Below are 15,854 nucleotides of genomic sequence, written 5' to 3'. Positions count from 1 at the left end.
ATGTCGCTCAGCCCGAGTGACTCCACCCCGACCTCCCGGAAGGCCGTTCCATGCTCGTCGTCAGTCTCGTCCTCGTCGGCATCGCCGCCCTCCTCCACGTCTACATCTTCGTGCTCGAGTCGCTGCGCTGGACCGAGCCGGCGACGCGCAAGACCTTCGGTACCAGCGAGCTGGAGGCGGAGACCACCCGGGGCCTCGCGTACAACCAGGGCTTCTACAACCTCTTCCTCGCGATCGGCACCATCGTCGGCATCGTGTTCCTGATCGCCGGCTCGACGGGCATCGGGGCCGCGCTCGTCTTCGCCTCGGCGGGTTCGATGCTGCTGGCCTCGCTCGTCCTCATCACCTCCGACCGCACGAAGGCACGCGCCGCGATCGTCCAGGGGACCGCCCCGCTGCTCGGACTCGTCGCGCTCGTCATCGCGCTGGCCGTCTGACGATCGCAGTCGACCGACTGCTCCGATCGTCCACCCCACCCCGTCCGCAACCCGACGACGTGCTGCGCCTCCACCGGAGCACCGAACCACCGCACCAAGGAAAGGCACCACGTGAACACCCCCACGCTCAGCACCCAGATCCAGCTCGTCTCGCGACCGGTCGGCTGGCCGACCGAGTCCGACTTCCGGACCGTCTCCGTCGAGCTCCCGGAGCTCGCGCCCGGCCAGCTCCGGGTCCAGAACCTCTTCCTCTCGGTCGACCCCTACATGCGCGGTCGTATGAACGACGCCCGCTCCTACGTCGCGCCGTACCAGCTCGGTGAAACGATGACCGGCGGAGCCATCGGCCGGGTCGTCGAGTCGGCCGCCGAGGGCTTCTCCGTCGGCGACGTCGTCCTGCACCAGTTCGGCTGGCGAGACCTCGTCCAGGAGGACGCCGGCGGGTTCCGCGTCGTCCCCGAGCTCCCCGGCGTCCCGCTGTCCGCCTACCTCGGCGTCCTCGGCATGACGGCCCTCACCGCGTACGTCGGTCTGCTCGAGGTCGCCAAGTTCCGAGAGGGCGACACGGTGTTCGTCTCCGGTGCGGCAGGTGCCGTCGGCACGATGGTCGGCCAGATCGCCCGTCTCAAGGGCGCGAAGCGCGTCATCGGTTCGGCCGGATCGGCCGAGAAGGTCGCCCTGCTGACGGAGAAGTACGGCTACGACGCCGCCTTCAACTACAAGGACGGACCCGTCACCGAGCAGCTCGCGGCCGCGGCACCCGACGGCATCGACGTGTACTTCGACAACGTCGGGGGCGAGCACCTCGAAGCGGCGATCGACGCCTTCAACGACGGCGGACGCGCAGCGCTCTGCGGCGTCATCTCGCAGATCAACGACACCGAGCGTGCCGAGGGCCCGCGCAACCTGTCGAACATCGTGACCCGCGGGCTCACCCTCACGGGCTTCACCGTCGGCAACTACACGCAGCACTTCCCGGCGTTCTCCGGTGAGATGGGTGCCTGGTTGCAGAACGGCGACGTCGTCTTCGACGAGACCGTCTACGAGGGCCTCGACCACACGCTCGACGCGTTCCTCGCCCTCATGCGCGGCGCCAACACCGGGAAGATGGTCGTCAAGCTCTGACGCGATCCCTCGACGTCGCCTGACACTGGCGACCGACGGCCCGTCCACCCGCTCCGGGTGGACGGGCCGTTCGCCGTCGTCAGACCGCTGTGAGGACCCCGCCCGCCGCATCGATGCGGGCCATCGCGAGGCGTTCGGCGGCGACGAGCGTCGTGACGCCCTCCGCAGCGGCGTCCCGGTAGATCGACTGCACGGTCCGCCCGATCGCCGACACCCGCTGCTCGATGGCCGCGGCATCGGCGCCCGGTTCGGACGCCATGGCGAGGTAGATGACGCCGCCGGCGTTCGCGACGAAGTCCGGCGCCCACAGGATGCCGCGCTCCTCAAGGGTCACTGCGTCGGCGCGGGTGGCGAGCTGGTTGTTCGCCGCCCCGACCACGGCGCGACACCGCAGCTGGCCGATCACCCGGGCGTTCAGGGCGCCGCCGACACCGCACGGCACGAAGAGGTCCGTCTCGACGAGGTGCTCGTCGCCCGCTTCGATCCAGCTGGCGCCGATCTCCTCGGCGAGGGCGCGCTTGCGTGGGTCGACGTCGGTGACGATGAGGCGTGCCCCCTCGGCCGCGAGGCGCCGGGCGAGTCGGCCGCCGACCTGGCCGAGTCCGGAGACCGTCGCCCGGTGGCCCGCGACGAGCGGGGTGCCGAAGACCGTCTCGAGCGTCGCGGTGATGGCCGCGTGCACGCCGGCCGCCGTCGCCTCGCTCGGTTCGCCGACACCTCCGCGGTCCGCCGGCAGCCCGCTGACGTGGTCGGTCCGCTCGGCGACGACGGCCATGTCGTCGGCGGTCGTGCCGACGTCCTCCGCGGTGCGGTAGGTGCCGCCGAGCGCTTCGACCGCGTCGCCGAGGTCGAGCATCGCGTCGCGGCGCTCCGCGGGGTCGAGGGTCGTGCCGACGGGCAGGTGGATGACGGACTTGCCGCCGCCGTGTGCGAGACCGGCGGCCGCGTTCTTCATCGTCATCCCCGCGGCGAGGCGGAGGGAGTCGTCGACGGCGTCGAGCCAGGACCCGTACCGCCAGAGTCGCGCGCCGCCGAGGGCCGGTCCCAGGGCGGTGGAGTGCAGGGCGACGCTGATGGTCAGCCCGGAGCGCGGGCCGCGGCTGATGGAGAGGCGTTCGTGGGGGAGGGTGGTGCTGTGCATCGCGTCGCTGGACGCGACCGGGTCGAATGACGTCATCGTCGGATCTCCTCGTGGGTGATTGGTGCGGGCTCCTGGTGGGAGCGGATCGCGGGGCGATGGTGGTGCCCGGCTCTCCTCCCCAGATTCTCCACGCCGGCCGCCCGCTCCACAACCGTCGGCTCGACCGGGCCGGTGGACGGGCTGCACCTAGGCTGGACGGCATGGGTGGAGTGCTGACGGGGTTCGCGATCATCGGCACCGTCATCCTCGTCGGCTACCTCGCCGGGCGTCTCGAGGTCGGGGGCCCGACGACCGGGCATGTGCTCAACCGGGTGGCGTTCTTCGTCACGAACCCGGCGCTGTTGTTCACCGTGCTCGCCACGGCCGACCTGCACGAGGTGTTCAGCAGTTTCATCTGGGTCGCCCTCGCCAGCGCGCTCTCGGCGGCGGCGCTCTTCGTGCTGCTCAACGCGGTGTGGCTGCTCAAGGACCTCTCCGTCGCGACGATCGGCGCACTCGGCTCGGGTTACGTCAACGCCAACAACATCGGCATCCCGGTCGCCGTCTACGTCCTCGGCGAGGCCGGCTACGTCGCGCCGGTCATCCTGCTGCAGCTCCTCGTCTTCGCTCCGATCGCCCTCACCATCCTCGACGCCAGACAGCGCGGCACCGTGTCGTTCGTCGGCATCGTGACGCAGCCGTTCCGCAACCCGATGATCGTCGCGTCGATCGTCGGCGTCCTCCTCAATCTCGTCGGCGTGCGCCTGCCCGAGCCGGTGATGGCCCCGTTCGAACTCCTCGGGGGCGCCGCCGTGCCGCTCATCCTCATGGCCTTCGGGATGTCACTGCACGGCATGCGACCGTTGCAGGCCGGGAGCGGGCGTCGCGAGATCTTCGTGGCGACGGCGATCAAGTCGATCCTGATGCCGGTGTTCGCCTACCTCATCGCCCACTTCGGTTTCGGGCTGAGCGGGACGCCGCTGTTCGCCTCCGTCGTCCTCGCAGCCCTTCCGGCGGCCCAGAACGTCTACAACTTCGCGAGCCGGTACGAGCAGGGTGTCGCGCTCGCCCGCGACACCGTCCTGCTGACGACCATCCTCTCCGTACCGGTCCTGGTCGTCGTCGCCGCGCTGCTCGCCTGACGTTCGGAACCGGTCGGTCCGCCGTGCCGCTGTCCTCCGAAGCATGGACAGTGATGGCCGGAAAAGCCGAACGTTCACGACTACTCTTGGGCGGGCAGGACTGAGATATACCACCGTCCAGCCCGGCGGAGCGCCGTCGGACCCGACCCGATGGGACGACATGACCGAAGGCACGACCCCACGACACGAACGCTCCGGAGACTGGGCGGCGTCCCGCGAGACCGTCGGCGACGAGATGCTCGCCGTGCAGGACTTCTCGGGCGAGGAACAGGGGTACCACAAGACCCTCAAGCCCCGACAGATCCAGATGATCGCGATCGGCGGGGCGATCGGCACCGGGCTCTTCCTCGGCGCGGGCGGGCGGCTGAACAGCTCCGGGCCGGCCCTCATCCTCGTGTACGCGCTGTGCGGGTTCTTCGCCTTCCTCATCCTCCGCGCCCTCGGCGAGCTGGTGCTGCATCGCCCCTCGTCGGGCTCGTTCATCTCCTACGCGCGTGAGTTCTACGGCGAGAAGATGGCGTTCGGCGCCGGCTGGCTGTACTTCCTGAACTGGGCGATGACCTCGATCGTCGATGTCACGGCGGCAGCGCTCTACATCAAGACCTTCGGCAAGCTGTTCGGCTGGAAGGAGCTCGAGGACTTCCCGCAGTGGGTCTTCGCGCTCGGTGCCCTGGTGGTCGTGCTCGCGCTCAACCTCGTCTCCGTCAAGCTCTTCGGGGAGATGGAGTTCTGGTTCGCGCTGATCAAGGTGTCGGCGCTCGTGATCTTCCTCATCGTCGGCGTCTGCTTCATCGTCTTCGGTGGCCGGACCGACATCGGTGCGGTCGGGTTCTCGGTCATCGGCGACAACGGTGGCCTGTTCCCGGTCGGGGCGTTCGCACCGATGATCGCGATCTCCGGGGTGGTGTTCGCTTACGCGGCGATCGAACTCGTCGGAACCGCCGCCGGTGAGACGGCGGAGCCGAAGAAGATCATGCCGAAGGCCGTCAACACGGTCATCTTCCGTATCGCGATCTTCTACGTCGGCTCGGTGCTGCTGCTGTCGCTCCTGCTGCCGTACACGGCCTACGAGGCCGGCGAGAGTCCGTTCGTCACCTTCTTCTCGCACATCGGGTCGGAGCAGGCCGGGGCGATCTCGGCGTCGGTGATGAACTTCGTGGTCTTGACGGCAGCGCTGTCGAGCCTCAACGCCGGGCTGTACTCGACGGGTCGCATCCTCCGGTCGATGGCCGTCAACGGTTCGGCTCCCGCTTTCACCGGCAAGATGAGTAAGAACGGCGTCCCTTTCGGTGGGATCCTGCTCACGGCAGTGCTCACCCTGCTCGGCGTCCTGCTGAACGCGCTCTACCCGTCGAAGGCGTTCGAGCTCGTGCTCGAGATCTCGGCCATCGGCATCATCGGCGGCTGGGCGACGATCATCCTCTGCCAGATCCAGCTGCAGCGCTGGGCGAAGCAGGGCAAGGTCGAGCGGCCGTCGTTCCGCTTGTTCGGGGCACCGTTCACGTCGTATCTGACGCTCGCGTTCCTCCTGTTCGTCCTCGTGACCATGGGCTTCTCCGAGACGGGCCGCTGGGTCCTCGCCTCGCTCATCGTCCTCATCCCGCTGCTCATCGTCGGATGGTTCGCGGCGAAGCCTCGAATCCTGGCTGCCGCGGCCGCACGGGAGGGGCACACGGGCACCTGGCCGGTGGTCGCGGAGCGTCCCGCCATCGATGCGAACAAGCGGAAGCGCGGGGGCGCACCGAAGTCCTAGGCGGGAGCGGGGGCGGCGACCTGGTCGGCGTTCCGAGGTGAATCGCTAAGCGATAGTGATCACTTGGGGTGGGTTTCGAGCATTCCCTTGCACCTCGGGTGTCGGTTCAGCAGGATGTGGGCAACCTCTTCCGTGCACCACCGGACCCCGCTGGAGTTCCCGTGAACCGTCGTCTCCGTCTCGTCGCCGTGCTTGCCGCATGCGGCATCGTCGTCGCCACCCCGCTGAGCGCCGCGGCGCAGGCACCTGCCCCGACCCCGGCCGACACGGTCGCCTACGAGCCGAGCGATGCGATCATCGCGAATCCCGAGCGCGGCTTCGACCACACCAACAACACCCATTACTACCCAGAGGGGACCGCGGGTGGGTCGGGGTACACGCCGCTCGACGTGGCGACCCTGGCGGCCTACCGCGAGGAGGGCATCACCGAGCTCGTCCGCGTCTTCTACATGGAACGGTTCGTGGCCGAGCCGACCCTCGACCCCGCCTGGCTCGCGCTCGTCCAGGCGGACTTCGACGCGGCTCGCACCGCCGGCATCTCGATCATCCCGCGCTTCGCGTACCTCGCGGGCGGTGACTGGCCCTACACGCCGCCCTACGGCGACGCGCCGCTCGACATCGTGCTCACCCACATCGAGCAGCTCACGCCGATCTTCCAGGACAACGCCGACGTCATCTCCGTCGTGCAGGCCGGGTTCGTCGGCCTCTGGGGTGAGGGGTACTACACGGATCACTTCGCCGCCGACCCGGCGAACCCCGGGGTACTCACGGAGGAGGACTGGGCGAAGCGACGTGCGGTCGTCGAGGCACTCCTCGAGGCGGTTCCCGCCGACCGCTCCATCCAGGTGCGGACCATGAACATGAAGCAGAACATCCTCGGGGTGCCGACCGGGACCGCCGGGGCCATCACCGAGGCGCAGGCCTGGGACGGCAGCGCCATCTCGCGCATCGGCCACCACAACGACTGCTTCCTCGCTGCGCCCGACGACTGGGGCACGTACCTGTCCGACCCGATCTCGCTCGATCAGGACTACCTCGCACAGGAGGGCGACTGGGTGCCGGTGGGCGGTGAGACCTGCAACGTGAACCCGCCGCGGTCGGAGTGGGCGACGGCCTCGGCCGAGATGGAACGCTACAACTTCAGCTACCTCAACTGGGACTACCTGCAGGACGTCCTGCAGTCCTGGGGTCAGGAGAACCTCGACACCACCGCGAAGCGACTCGGCTACCGCTTCGTGATGACCGAGAGCTCGGTCGTGGACGGCACGCTCTCGCTCACGGTCCGGAACGACGGTTGGGCGGCTCCGTACAACAGCCGGCCCGCCTACCTGGTCCTGTCGAACGCCGAGCGCACGGTGCGCGTCCCGTTCGGTTCGGACGCCCGCACCTGGGGCGCGGGGGAGACCGTCACGCTCCAGGCGTCACTCGCCGACGTCCCGGCCGGTCGTTACGACACCGCGCTGTCGCTGCCCGCCACGCACGAGTCGGTCGCGACGAATCCGCTCTACGCCGTCCAGACGGCGAACGTCGGCACCTGGGACGCGGAGACCGGTGTGAACAGCCTGCAGCGTCAGGTGAGCGTCGGCGCTGACGGCGTCGTCATGGCCGAACCGGTGGCCGGTGCTGCGGCCAGGCTGCCCGACACGGGCGTCTCGTCTATCGCTCCCGCGGTCCTCGGCGGTGGCGTGGTGGCGCTCGGAGCCCTCGCGCTCCTGCTCGCCCGCCGGCGTCGGAACGCCTGACCGGACTCGGGTGCAGGGGCGACGGCTCAGCCGAAGATCATCGGTGAGTCGTCGTCCTCTTCGTCCGACAGGGTGAAGTCGAGGTCGACGACCACGGGAACGTGGTCGCTCGGACTGTCGCCCTTGCGCTCGTTGCGGTGGATCGACGCCTCGACGACGTGGTCCGCGAACGCCTGCGAGCCGTAGATGAAGTCGATGCGGAGGCCCTCGTTGCGGGGGAACCGGAGCTGCTTGTAGTCCCAGAAGGTGTAGCCCTCGGGGACGAACGGGCGGACGGTGTCCTGCAGTCCCGCGTCGACGAAGGCGGCGAGGGCGGCGCGCTCCGGCGCGGAGATGTGGGTCGAGCCAGGGCCGAAGCTCGGGTCGCCGACGTCGGAGTCGAGCGGGGCGACGTTCCAGTCGCCCATGAGCGCGAGCGGCAGTTCGGGGTTCTCGGCGAGCCAGGAGCGGGTGTCGGCCTCGAGCGCGGCGAGCCAGCGGAGCTTGTAGTCGTAGTGCGGGTCGCCGACCGCGCGGCCGTTCGGGACGTACAGGCTCCAGAGGCGGACGCCGTCGACCGTCGCGCCGATGGCTCGAGCTTCGAGCGGCAGGCCGTCGGCGTCGAATCCGGGACCGTCCAGCGCGAGGCTCGCCGGCGGCTTGCCGAAGCCCGGCATGTCGGGGAAGCCGATCTGCACGTCCTCCATCGGAAGGCGGCTGGCGATGCCGACGCCGTTCCACTGGCTGAGACCGTGGAGCTCCACCTGGTAGCCGGCCTTCGTGAAGGCCTCCATCGGGAACTGCTCGGGCTTGCACTTGAGCTCCTGCATGGCGAGGACGTCGACGTCCTCACGGACGAGCCAGTCGACCACGCGGCCGACGCGGGTACGGATCGAGTTGACGTTCCAGGTGGCGATGCGCATGCCCCAACGCTATCGGTTTCCGTTCTCAGGAGACCTCCGGCGTGTCGCGCCGGGTGAGGCTCGCCACGCCGGAGCGGTCCTGAGAACGGGCCGGTTCGGTGGAACCGACGGGTGGGGGATTGAGCGGAGGTTCCCAGGGATGGCGAGCGGGTGTCGCGTAGCGTCGAGGGTATGACGACGTCCACCGCCGCCACGTCCAGCCTGTCCGCCGCCTCGACCGGAGGGGACAGCGCCCTCGGAGGGGTTGCCGACTGGGCGGTCGACCTCATGGAGACGTTGGGCGGTCCGGGAGCCGGGCTCGCCATCGCCCTCGAGAACCTCTTCCCGCCGTTGCCGAGCGAGATCATCCTGCCGCTCGCCGGATTCGCCGCCAGTCAGGGCAAGCTCGGTCTCGTCGAGGTCCTCGTCTGGACGACGGCCGGTTCCGTGATCGGTGCGCTGGCCCTCTACGCGATCGGGGCGGTGCTCGGACGCGACCGGATGCGACGGCTCGCCGAGCGCGTGCCGCTCGTGCACGTCGAGGACGTCGACCGCGTGGAGGCCTGGTTCCAGAAGCACGGCTCGAAGGCGGTGTTCTTCGGTCGGATGCTGCCGATCTTCAGGAGTCTCATCTCCGTCCCCGCCGGCGTGGAACGGATGCCGGTCCTGCGGTTCACCCTGCTCACCTTCGCGGGCAGTGCGATCTGGAACACCATCTTCGTCCTCGCCGGCTTCTTCCTGGGCGAGCAGTGGCACATCGTCGAGGAGTACGCGGGCATCCTTCAGAAGGTGGTCATCGCGGGCGTCGTGATCGCCGTCGGCGTCGCGGTCTGGCGCGGCGTGCAGCGGTACCGCCGGGAGCGCAGCGGCGTCGGTCGGGCCGAGGGCTGACCGTCCCGCCGGGACCGTCCTCAGGACTCGAGCGGTGTGTCCGCGGTCGCCGCCACCGGCGCACCGACGGACTCCTGAGAACGGTCCAGCTCACACCCAGCGGGGCGTGGTGAGTTCCTCGGGTTCCTGCGCCGTGTGCGAAGCGGCGACCGACTGCGCCTCCGCGCGGATCGCGTCGAGGACCGTCCGCACCGCCAGGCGTTCGGCGCGGTCGGGACGCGACAGTGCGACGATCCGACGGGTCGCGTCGAGCCCCGCGAGCGGACGGAGGACGATGCCGCGCTCCGGGCCGCTCGCCGTGTACCGCGGGAGGAGCCCGATGCCGAGGCCCGCCGCGACCATCGCCTCCGCGATGCGGTTGTCGCTCACCCGCTGCACCACTCGGAGCTCGCCGCCCGATTCGGCCTCGATGCTGCGGAGCAGGCGGTCGAGCGGATAGCCGACCGGCACGCCGATCCAGGACTCGTCCGCGAGGTCCGCCGGGGTCAGGACGGTCTGGCCGCTCAAGCGATGCCCGACCGGTAGCACGACATCGAGCGGCTCGGAGAGCAGCTGCGTGATGCGGAGACCGCGACGGACCCAGTTGCGCTCGCCGCTGATCGCCTGCGCGATGACGATGTCGAAGTCGGCCGCCAGATCGGGGAAGTCCTCGAGGTCGGGGTCGCGATCGCTCACGACGACCCGCAGGCCGGGTACCGCCTCGAGGCTGCGGAGCACGGCGGGGACGACCATCTGCCCGAAGGTGGGGAAGGTCGCGACCGTGACGGTGCCGATCGGACGGTTGCGGTACTCGTCCCACACGCTCGTCGCCCGCTCGAGCGCGACGGCGACGTCCGTGGCGCTGGCCGCGAGTGCCCGGCCGGCGTCGGTGAGGACGAGGCCGCGACCACGCCGTTCGGTGAGCGGCAGGCCCGCCTCGCGCTCGAGGACCTTGAGCTGTTGGGAGACCGCGGACGGGGTGCGATGTGTGGCCTCGGCGACGGCGTGCACGGAACCGCGCTCGGCCAGTTCCCGCAGCAGGTCGAGTCGGCGGACATCCATGTAGAAATGCTACCGAATCGCGTCAGAATTGTTCGCTTGTCCTTCATCCCGATCGGGCGTTTCATAGAACCATGACCATCTATCTCGGCATCATCGCCCTCCTCGCTGCGAGTGCGGCCGTCGGATCGGTCGTCGTCGTCAAGCGCGACGGCTACCGTGCCATTCCGGCCCGCACCTACCCGAAGTCCTTCTAGGACCTCGCACCCGCCGGCACGACCGGCGCATCCGACCTCCTCGCGACTCGTCGCCGGGAGGTCGTTCCATGTCCGCGCCGCGACAGGCGCTCAGGCGAGGAAGCCTCGCAGGAGCGCCTCGGAGCCGGCGACGTGCTCGGCCATCGCCTGCGCCGCCTCCTCGGGGTGACCGCGCAGGATCGCCTTGACGATGCGCTCGTGCTGCTCGTCGGAGTGGGCGATGTTCACCGCCAGCAGCGGGATGCCGTTGAGGAGTTCGTTGACCCGCATGCGCGACTCGGCGACGAGCGGCAGCAGGCTGGGCGCTCCCACGAGCTCCGCGATGAGCAGGTGGAGACGGGAGTCGTGGCGGCGGTAGTCGGCGGGCGCCGCATCCCGGCAGTCTCCGAGCGCCTGCCACAGGCGTTCGCGGTCGGCGCCGGACAGCTTGCACTGCGCCGCCTCGCGCGCAGCACCGACCTCGAGGATGCTGCGGAGCGTGAGCGTGTCCTCGATCTCCGCCGCCGAGATCGAGACCCGGCCGGCCTCGGGGGAGTGGGACCCGGTGATCGCCTCGTCATCGGGCAGCTCGTCCATGACGAACGTCCCGCCGTAGCGTCCTCGCCGCGAGGTCAGGTAACCGGCCTCGGTGAGCGCGGCGATCGCATCCCGCACGGTGTCTCGGCTGACCCCCTGCATCGTCGCGAGTTCGCGCTCGGCCGGCAGACGACCGCCCGGCTCGATGAGCCCGAGACGGATGGACTGCAGGAGCCGCTGGACGGTCTCCTCGAACGCGTTCCCGGCGCGGCCCGGACGCAGGAGGAGCTCGGCGCTGAGCACCTCGGTCGCCTCGTCGCCCTTCCGCGTCTCGCTCATCGGATCAGTCTATTTCCCCGGGGTCGCGTCCCCCGCCCGGGCATGTCGTCAGCTCATTCCGGCGTCACGTAGGCGGAGGAGATGCCGCCGTCGACGAGGAACGTCGACCCGGTGATGAAGGAGGAGTCGTCGCTCGCGAGGAAGGCGACGGACGCGGCCAACTCCTCGGGCTCGGCGAATCGTCCGAGCGGGATGTGCACGAGTCGCCGCTGCGCGCGCACCGGGTCCTTCGCGAAGAGCTCCTGCAGCAGCGCGGTGTTGACGGGACCGGGACACAGGGCGTTGACGCGGATGCCCTGCCGGGCGAACTGCACGCCGAGCTCGCGGCTCATCGCGAGCACTCCGCCCTTGGACGCCGTGTACGAGATCTGCGAGGTGGCCGAACCGAGGACGGCGACGAACGACGCCGTGTTGATGATCGAGCCCTTCCCCTGCCGCACCATGTGACGGATGGCGGCGCGCGAGCACAGGTAGACCGACTTGAGGTTCACGTCCTGCACGCGCTCCCAGGCCGGGAGTTCGGTCGTCTCGATCGAGTCGTCGTCGGGCGGGGAGATGCCGGCGTTGTTGAAGGCGATGTCGACCGAGCCGTAGGTCTCGGCCGCCGTGTCGAACAGGTGGTCGACCTGCGCCTGGTCGGTCACGTCCACCTGGACGAAGAGCCCACCGACGAGCTCGGCCGCCGCCTGGCCGGTCGTCGGGTCGAGGTCGCCGATGACGACGGTCGCGCCCTCCGCGGCGAAGCGCTTCGCCGTGGCGAGGCCGATGCCGCTCGCGCCGCCGGTGATCACGGCGACCTTCCCGGCGAGCCGCTGGGTGAGGTCGATGGGGGTGATGGTCATGTGGTGCTCTTTCTCTCTGCCCCGCCCTTCGACAGGCTCAGGGACCGGGGATGGTGCTCAGGGGCCGGGTGGTGCGGGTCGTTCAGTCGACGGCGAGGAAGACGTTCTTCGTCTCCGTGAAGGCGAGCGGGGCGTCGGGACCGAGCTCGCGCCCGAGACCCGACTGCTTGAACCCGCCGAAGGGGGTGGAGTAGCGGACGGAGGAGTGGGAGTTGACGGACAGGTTGCCCGACTCCACCGCTCGAGCGGCCCGTACCGCGCGACCGACGTCGCGGGTCCAGATCGAGCCGGAGAGGCCGTAGTCCGTGTCGTTCGCGAGGGTGAGAGCGTCGGCCTCGTCCTCGAAGGGCAGGACGGCGACGACGGGACCGAAGATCTCCTCCCGGACGGTGCGGTCGTCGCGGCCTGGCGTCAGGACGGTCGGCGCGAACCAGTACCCCGGGCCGTCAGGGGCGCTCCCGGTGAAGGCGATCGGCGCACCCTCGGGCACGTACGAGCGCACGGCGGCCAGGTGTGGAGCGGAGACGAGCGGGCCCATCTCGGTGGCCTCGTCGTTCGGATCGCCGACGACCACACCCTGCACGGCCGGCTCCAGCAGCTCCATGAACCGCTCGTAGACGCTCCGTTGGACGAGGATCCGGCTCCGGGCGCAGCAGTCCTGGCCCGCGTTCTCGAAGACGCCGTAGGGGGCGGCGGCGGCCGCGCGTTCGAGGTCGGCGTCCGCGAACACGATGTTGGCGCTCTTGCCGCCGAGTTCGAGGGTGACGCGCTTCACCTGCTCCGCCGCGCCGGCCATGATGCGCTTGCCGACGGCGGTCGACCCGGTGAAGACGACCTTCCGGACGGTCTCGTTCGTGACGAAGCGCTCGCCGACGACCGATCCGCGGCCCGGCAACACCTGGAACAGGCCCTCGGGCAGGCCGGACTCGAGGGCGAGTTCTCCGAGGCGGATGCTCGTCAGGGGGGTCCACTCCGCGGGCTTCAGGACCACCGCGTTCCCTGCCGCGAGCGCCGGCGCGAAGCCCCAGGCCGCGATCGTCATCGGGAAGTTCCACGGGGTGATGATGCCGACGACGCCGAGCGGTTCGTGGAAGGTGAGGTCGATGCCGCCGGCGACGGGGATCTGCTGACCGAAGAGCCGTTCGGGTGACGCCGAGTAGTACTCGAGCACGTCGCGGACGTGACCGGCCTCCCACCGCGCCTGGGTGATGGGGTGGCCGGAGTTGACGACCTCGAGGCTGGCGAGGTGCTCGCGGTCGGCGTCGACCGATGCGGCGAACCGGCGGAGCGCCTGGGCGCGGTCGGCGGGGCTGACGGCCGCCCAGGACCGCTGGGCGACAGCGGCGCGGGCGATGGCGGCGTCCGTCTCGGCGAGGTCGAGGTGCTCGACCGTCGTGACGACGTGCTCGTTCGCCGGATTGAGGATCGTGTAGCTCACGGTGTGGTGCTCCTGCTCTCGGTGCCGGGTGTGGTGCTGGTGCTGAGTCCTACGGTGGTCCCGGCGTCGCGGTGTCGACGCGCGGCGTCCACGAGCCCGGCGAAGAGGCGCCGGTCGGCCGTCTCCTCCTCGGGGTGCCACTGCACGGCGAGACCGAAGGGGACCGTCGGCAGCTCGACCGCCTCGATGACGCCTTCCTCGGTGCGGGCGGTGACGACGAGTCCGTCGGCGACGCGGTCGATCGACTGGTGGTGGTAGACGTGCACGTCGAGCTCGTCGTCGTCCTGCCGGAGCAGCGCGGCCAGCCGTGAGTCGGCGTCGATCGCGACGGTCTTCGGCCCGAAGACGCCCTCGCCGGGCTGGAAGGAGTCGTCGCCGACGAGGTCGGGGAGGTGTTGGATCAGCGTCCCGCCGAGCGCGACGTTCAACAGTTGTGCGCCACGACAGATGCCGAGGAACGGCAGCTCTGCGTCGATCGCCGCCGTGAGCAGCGCCTCCTCCCAGGCGTCCCGATCCGTCCGCGGCCGACCGGTGCGTGGGTGGGCGGCCTGCCCGTACAGGCCGGGGTCGACGTCGGCGCCACCCGAGACGATGAGCCCGTCGAGGCGGGCGAGCACGGAGGCGGCCACCGCTCGGGTGACCGGCTGGGGTGGAAGGAGGACCGCGATCCCGCCCGCATCCGTCACGGCGTCGAGGTACACCTTCGGCAGGAAGGACGCCGGGACGTCCCACACCCCGGTCTGGGCCTGTTCGAGGTAGGTCGTGACACCGATGAGCGGAGCGCTCGAGACGGGCGGGTCGGTCGCTGGGACGTCCGGGTCAGAGGCGTTCAAAGCCGCGCACCCGCTCCCAGTCCGTCACCGCGGCGTCGAAGGCGGCGAGTTCCACCTTCGCGAAGTTCAGGTAGTGGTCGACGACCTCGTCACCGAAGGCCTCGCGGGCGATCGTCGACTGCGAGAAGAGCTCGGCCGCCTCCCGGAGCGAGGTCGGGACGCGGGGCGCACCGCCCGTATAGGCGTTGCCGCTGGTCGGGTCCTCGAGCTCCAGTTCGTTCTCGATGCCGTGCAGTCCGGCGGCGATGAGCGCGGCGACGGCGAGGTACTGGTTCACGTCGCCACCCGGCACCCGGTTCTCGACGCGCATGCCGAGCCCCCGGCCGACGACCCGGAGCGAGCAGGTGCGGTTGTCGTGTCCCCAGGCGACGGCCGTCGGGGCGAAGCTGCCGTCGACGTAGCGCTTGTAGGAGTTGATGTTCGGCGCGAAGAACATCGTCAGCTCGCGCATCGCGGCGAGCTGCCCGGCCAGGAAGTGCCGGAAGAGCTTCGACATGCCGTCGGGCGCGTCGGGGTCCGCGAACACGGCCGAACCGTCCTCACCGCGGAGGCTGATGTGGATGTGGCAGCTGTTGCCCTCGCGCTCGTCGAACTTCGCCATGAACGTGAGGCTCTTGCCGTGGGCGTCGGCGATCTCCTTCGCCCCGTTCTTGTAGATCGAGTGGTTGTCGCAGGTGACGAGGGCGTGCTCGTAGCGGAACGCGATCTCCTGCTGCCCGAGGTTGCATTCGCCCTTCACGCCCTCGCAGTACATGCCGGCGCCGTCCATGGCGTTGCGGATGTCGCGCAGCAACGGCTCCATGCGGGTCGAGGCGAGGATCGCGTAGTCGATGTTGTAGTCGGTGGCGGGGGTCAGCTTCGTGTAGTCCTTCGCCCAGGCCTCCCGGAAGGTGTCGTCGAAGACGAGGAACTCGAGCTCCGTGCCGACGAACGGGACGAGGCCGCGTTCCGCGAGCCGTTCGAGCTGGGCGATGAGGATCTGACGGGGTGAAGCGACCACCGGGGCGTCGTCGAGCCACTGGAGGTCGGCGGTGACGAGGGCCGTGCCCGGCAGCCAGGGCGCGCGGCGGAGGGTCGAGAAGTCGGGGATCATCGCCATGTCGCCGTAGCCGCGTTCCCAACTCGACATCGCGTAGCCGTCGACCGTGTTCATCTCGACGTCGACCGCGAGCAGGTAGTTGCAGCACTCCGCCCCGTGCTCGGCGACGTCCTCGACGAAGAGGCGTGCCGAGACGCGCTTGCCGACGAGTCGGCCCTGCATATCGGTGAACGCGAGGATCACGGTGTCGATCTCGCGCGCGGCGACGGCCGTCGTGAGCTCCTCGAGCGTCAGGTTTCCTGAGCGTGGGTGCATGGCAGCTCCTCGTTGATCGGGGGACCCGTCGTCGGCGTTCTACCTCGATGGAGAACTGAAAGGTCGCGAACCCGACCATTACATCACAACGCCTCCAGCGGATCGATGCATTTGCGAAAGGGATTTCCTCACAAAGGTATGTACACGCGACCATTGCGGGCCCTAGAGTCGGGCCAACCGAATCTGAGGACGTTGTGCGAGCCCGA

The 15,854-nt window shown here is 69.7% G+C and carries 15 protein-coding genes; 7 read left to right on the top strand and 8 right to left on the bottom strand.

Annotated elements, in window-relative coordinates:
* The first annotated feature begins 50 nt into the window (after positions 1–50).
* Both HOW07_RS07145 and HOW07_RS07140 read left to right on the top strand, forming a co-directional pair.
* A complete protein-coding gene (locus HOW07_RS07145) occupies positions 51–437 on the top strand; it encodes a DUF1304 domain-containing protein (RefSeq protein ID WP_175116447.1) in 387 nt (128 codons plus the stop codon).
* A 111-nt stretch (positions 438–548) separates the two neighbouring features.
* Complete coding sequence (locus HOW07_RS07140; RefSeq protein WP_175116446.1) at positions 549–1,562, top strand: NADP-dependent oxidoreductase; 1,014 nt, start codon at positions 549–551, stop codon at positions 1,560–1,562.
* Between the two features lie 79 nt (positions 1,563–1,641).
* On the opposite strand, the gene HOW07_RS07135 is transcribed toward HOW07_RS07140, so the two are convergent.
* Positions 1,642–2,739: a Glu/Leu/Phe/Val dehydrogenase family protein gene (locus HOW07_RS07135; protein ID WP_254628174.1), complete on the bottom strand. Its 1,098-nt coding sequence runs from the start codon at positions 2,737–2,739 to the stop codon at positions 1,642–1,644.
* A 164-nt stretch (positions 2,740–2,903) separates the two neighbouring features.
* Between HOW07_RS07135 and HOW07_RS07130 the strand changes: the two genes are divergently transcribed.
* From HOW07_RS07130 to HOW07_RS07120, 3 genes are all read left to right on the top strand, one after another.
* Positions 2,904–3,824, top strand: coding sequence for an AEC family transporter (locus HOW07_RS07130; protein WP_175116445.1), 921 nt, complete (start codon positions 2,904–2,906; stop codon positions 3,822–3,824).
* 160 nt (positions 3,825–3,984) lie between these two features.
* Complete coding sequence (locus HOW07_RS07125) at positions 3,985–5,577, top strand: amino acid permease (RefSeq protein WP_175116444.1); 1,593 nt, start codon at positions 3,985–3,987, stop codon at positions 5,575–5,577.
* 161 nt (positions 5,578–5,738) lie between these two features.
* The gene (locus HOW07_RS07120; protein ID WP_175116443.1) at positions 5,739–7,319 is read left to right on the top strand and encodes a DUF4832 domain-containing protein; all 1,581 of its coding nucleotides are present in this window, start codon (positions 5,739–5,741) and stop codon (positions 7,317–7,319) included.
* 26 nt (positions 7,320–7,345) lie between these two features.
* Here HOW07_RS07120 and HOW07_RS07115 read toward each other — a convergent pair whose 3' ends face one another.
* Positions 7,346–8,221 carry an exodeoxyribonuclease III gene (locus tag HOW07_RS07115; protein ID WP_079001329.1) on the bottom strand — a complete coding sequence of 292 codons (876 nt, stop codon included), beginning with the start codon at positions 8,219–8,221 and terminating at the stop codon, positions 7,346–7,348.
* A gap of 171 nt (positions 8,222–8,392) precedes the next feature.
* Here HOW07_RS07115 and HOW07_RS07110 point away from each other — a divergent pair, with 171 nt between their 5' ends.
* Complete coding sequence (locus HOW07_RS07110) at positions 8,393–9,091, top strand: DedA family protein (RefSeq protein WP_175116442.1); 699 nt, start codon at positions 8,393–8,395, stop codon at positions 9,089–9,091.
* Positions 9,092–9,181: 90 nt separating this feature from the next.
* Here the strand turns inward: HOW07_RS07110 and HOW07_RS07105 are convergent, their stop codons facing one another.
* A complete protein-coding gene (locus tag HOW07_RS07105; protein ID WP_121291546.1) occupies positions 9,182–10,132 on the bottom strand; it encodes a LysR family transcriptional regulator in 951 nt (316 codons plus the stop codon).
* A 71-nt stretch (positions 10,133–10,203) separates the two neighbouring features.
* Here HOW07_RS07105 and HOW07_RS19630 point away from each other — a divergent pair, with 71 nt between their 5' ends.
* Positions 10,204–10,326 (top strand): hypothetical protein, encoded by a 123-nt coding sequence (locus HOW07_RS19630; RefSeq protein ID WP_255376692.1) that lies wholly within the window; start codon positions 10,204–10,206, stop codon positions 10,324–10,326.
* Between the two features lie 90 nt (positions 10,327–10,416).
* On the opposite strand, the gene HOW07_RS07100 is transcribed toward HOW07_RS19630, so the two are convergent.
* The 5 genes from HOW07_RS07100 to HOW07_RS07080 all read right to left on the bottom strand — a co-directional run bounded on the left by HOW07_RS07100 (position 10,417) and on the right by HOW07_RS07080 (position 15,648).
* Entirely contained in the window at positions 10,417–11,181 is a 765-nt protein-coding gene (locus HOW07_RS07100; RefSeq protein ID WP_175116441.1) for a FadR/GntR family transcriptional regulator, read from the bottom strand.
* Between the two features lie 53 nt (positions 11,182–11,234).
* Complete coding sequence (locus HOW07_RS07095) at positions 11,235–12,023, bottom strand: 3-oxoacyl-ACP reductase (RefSeq protein ID WP_194718745.1); 789 nt, start codon at positions 12,021–12,023, stop codon at positions 11,235–11,237.
* Between the two features lie 82 nt (positions 12,024–12,105).
* The gene (locus HOW07_RS07090; RefSeq protein ID WP_175116440.1) at positions 12,106–13,461 is read right to left on the bottom strand and encodes an aldehyde dehydrogenase family protein; all 1,356 of its coding nucleotides are present in this window, start codon (positions 13,459–13,461) and stop codon (positions 12,106–12,108) included.
* Positions 13,458–14,294, bottom strand: a complete 837-nt coding sequence (locus tag HOW07_RS07085) for a gamma-glutamyl-gamma-aminobutyrate hydrolase family protein (protein WP_175116439.1) — start codon at positions 14,292–14,294, stop codon at positions 13,458–13,460. Before HOW07_RS07085 ends, HOW07_RS07090 begins: the two co-directional genes overlap by 4 nt.
* A complete protein-coding gene (locus HOW07_RS07080) occupies positions 14,281–15,648 on the bottom strand; it encodes a glutamine synthetase family protein (protein WP_175116438.1) in 1,368 nt (455 codons plus the stop codon). Before HOW07_RS07080 ends, HOW07_RS07085 begins: the two co-directional genes overlap by 14 nt.
* Positions 15,649–15,854: the final 206 nt, after the last annotated feature.

The sequence above is a fragment of the Plantibacter sp. MCCC 1A11337 genome (genome assembly GCF_013349365.1).
Classification (GTDB): Bacteria; Actinomycetota; Actinomycetes; order Actinomycetales; family Microbacteriaceae; genus Plantibacter; species Plantibacter flavus_A.
This window is presented reverse-complemented; position numbering and strand designations above follow the sequence as displayed.

What these genes read in the sequence shown, in the direction of transcription:
- HOW07_RS19630 (WP_255376692.1), top strand. Translation starts at nt 10,204, where the DNA reads ATGACCATCTATCTCGGCATCATCGCCCTCCTCGCTGCGAGTGCGGCC.
- HOW07_RS07110 (WP_175116442.1), top strand. Translation starts at nt 8,393, where the DNA reads ATGACGACGTCCACCGCCGCCACGTCCAGCCTGTCCGCCGCCTCGACC.
- HOW07_RS07145 (WP_175116447.1), top strand. Translation starts at nt 51, where the DNA reads ATGCTCGTCGTCAGTCTCGTCCTCGTCGGCATCGCCGCCCTCCTCCAC.
- HOW07_RS07105 (WP_121291546.1), bottom strand. Translation starts at nt 10,132, where the DNA reads ATGGATGTCCGCCGACTCGACCTGCTGCGGGAACTGGCCGAGCGCGGT.
- HOW07_RS07130 (WP_175116445.1), top strand. Translation starts at nt 2,904, where the DNA reads ATGGGTGGAGTGCTGACGGGGTTCGCGATCATCGGCACCGTCATCCTC.
- HOW07_RS07115 (WP_079001329.1), bottom strand. Translation starts at nt 8,221, where the DNA reads ATGCGCATCGCCACCTGGAACGTCAACTCGATCCGTACCCGCGTCGGC.
- HOW07_RS07125 (WP_175116444.1), top strand. Translation starts at nt 3,985, where the DNA reads ATGACCGAAGGCACGACCCCACGACACGAACGCTCCGGAGACTGGGCG.
- HOW07_RS07135 (WP_254628174.1), bottom strand. Translation starts at nt 2,739, where the DNA reads ATGACGTCATTCGACCCGGTCGCGTCCAGCGACGCGATGCACAGCACC.
- HOW07_RS07095 (WP_194718745.1), bottom strand. Translation starts at nt 12,023, where the DNA reads ATGACCATCACCCCCATCGACCTCACCCAGCGGCTCGCCGGGAAGGTC.
- HOW07_RS07080 (WP_175116438.1), bottom strand. Translation starts at nt 15,648, where the DNA reads ATGCACCCACGCTCAGGAAACCTGACGCTCGAGGAGCTCACGACGGCC.
- HOW07_RS07100 (WP_175116441.1), bottom strand. Translation starts at nt 11,181, where the DNA reads ATGAGCGAGACGCGGAAGGGCGACGAGGCGACCGAGGTGCTCAGCGCC.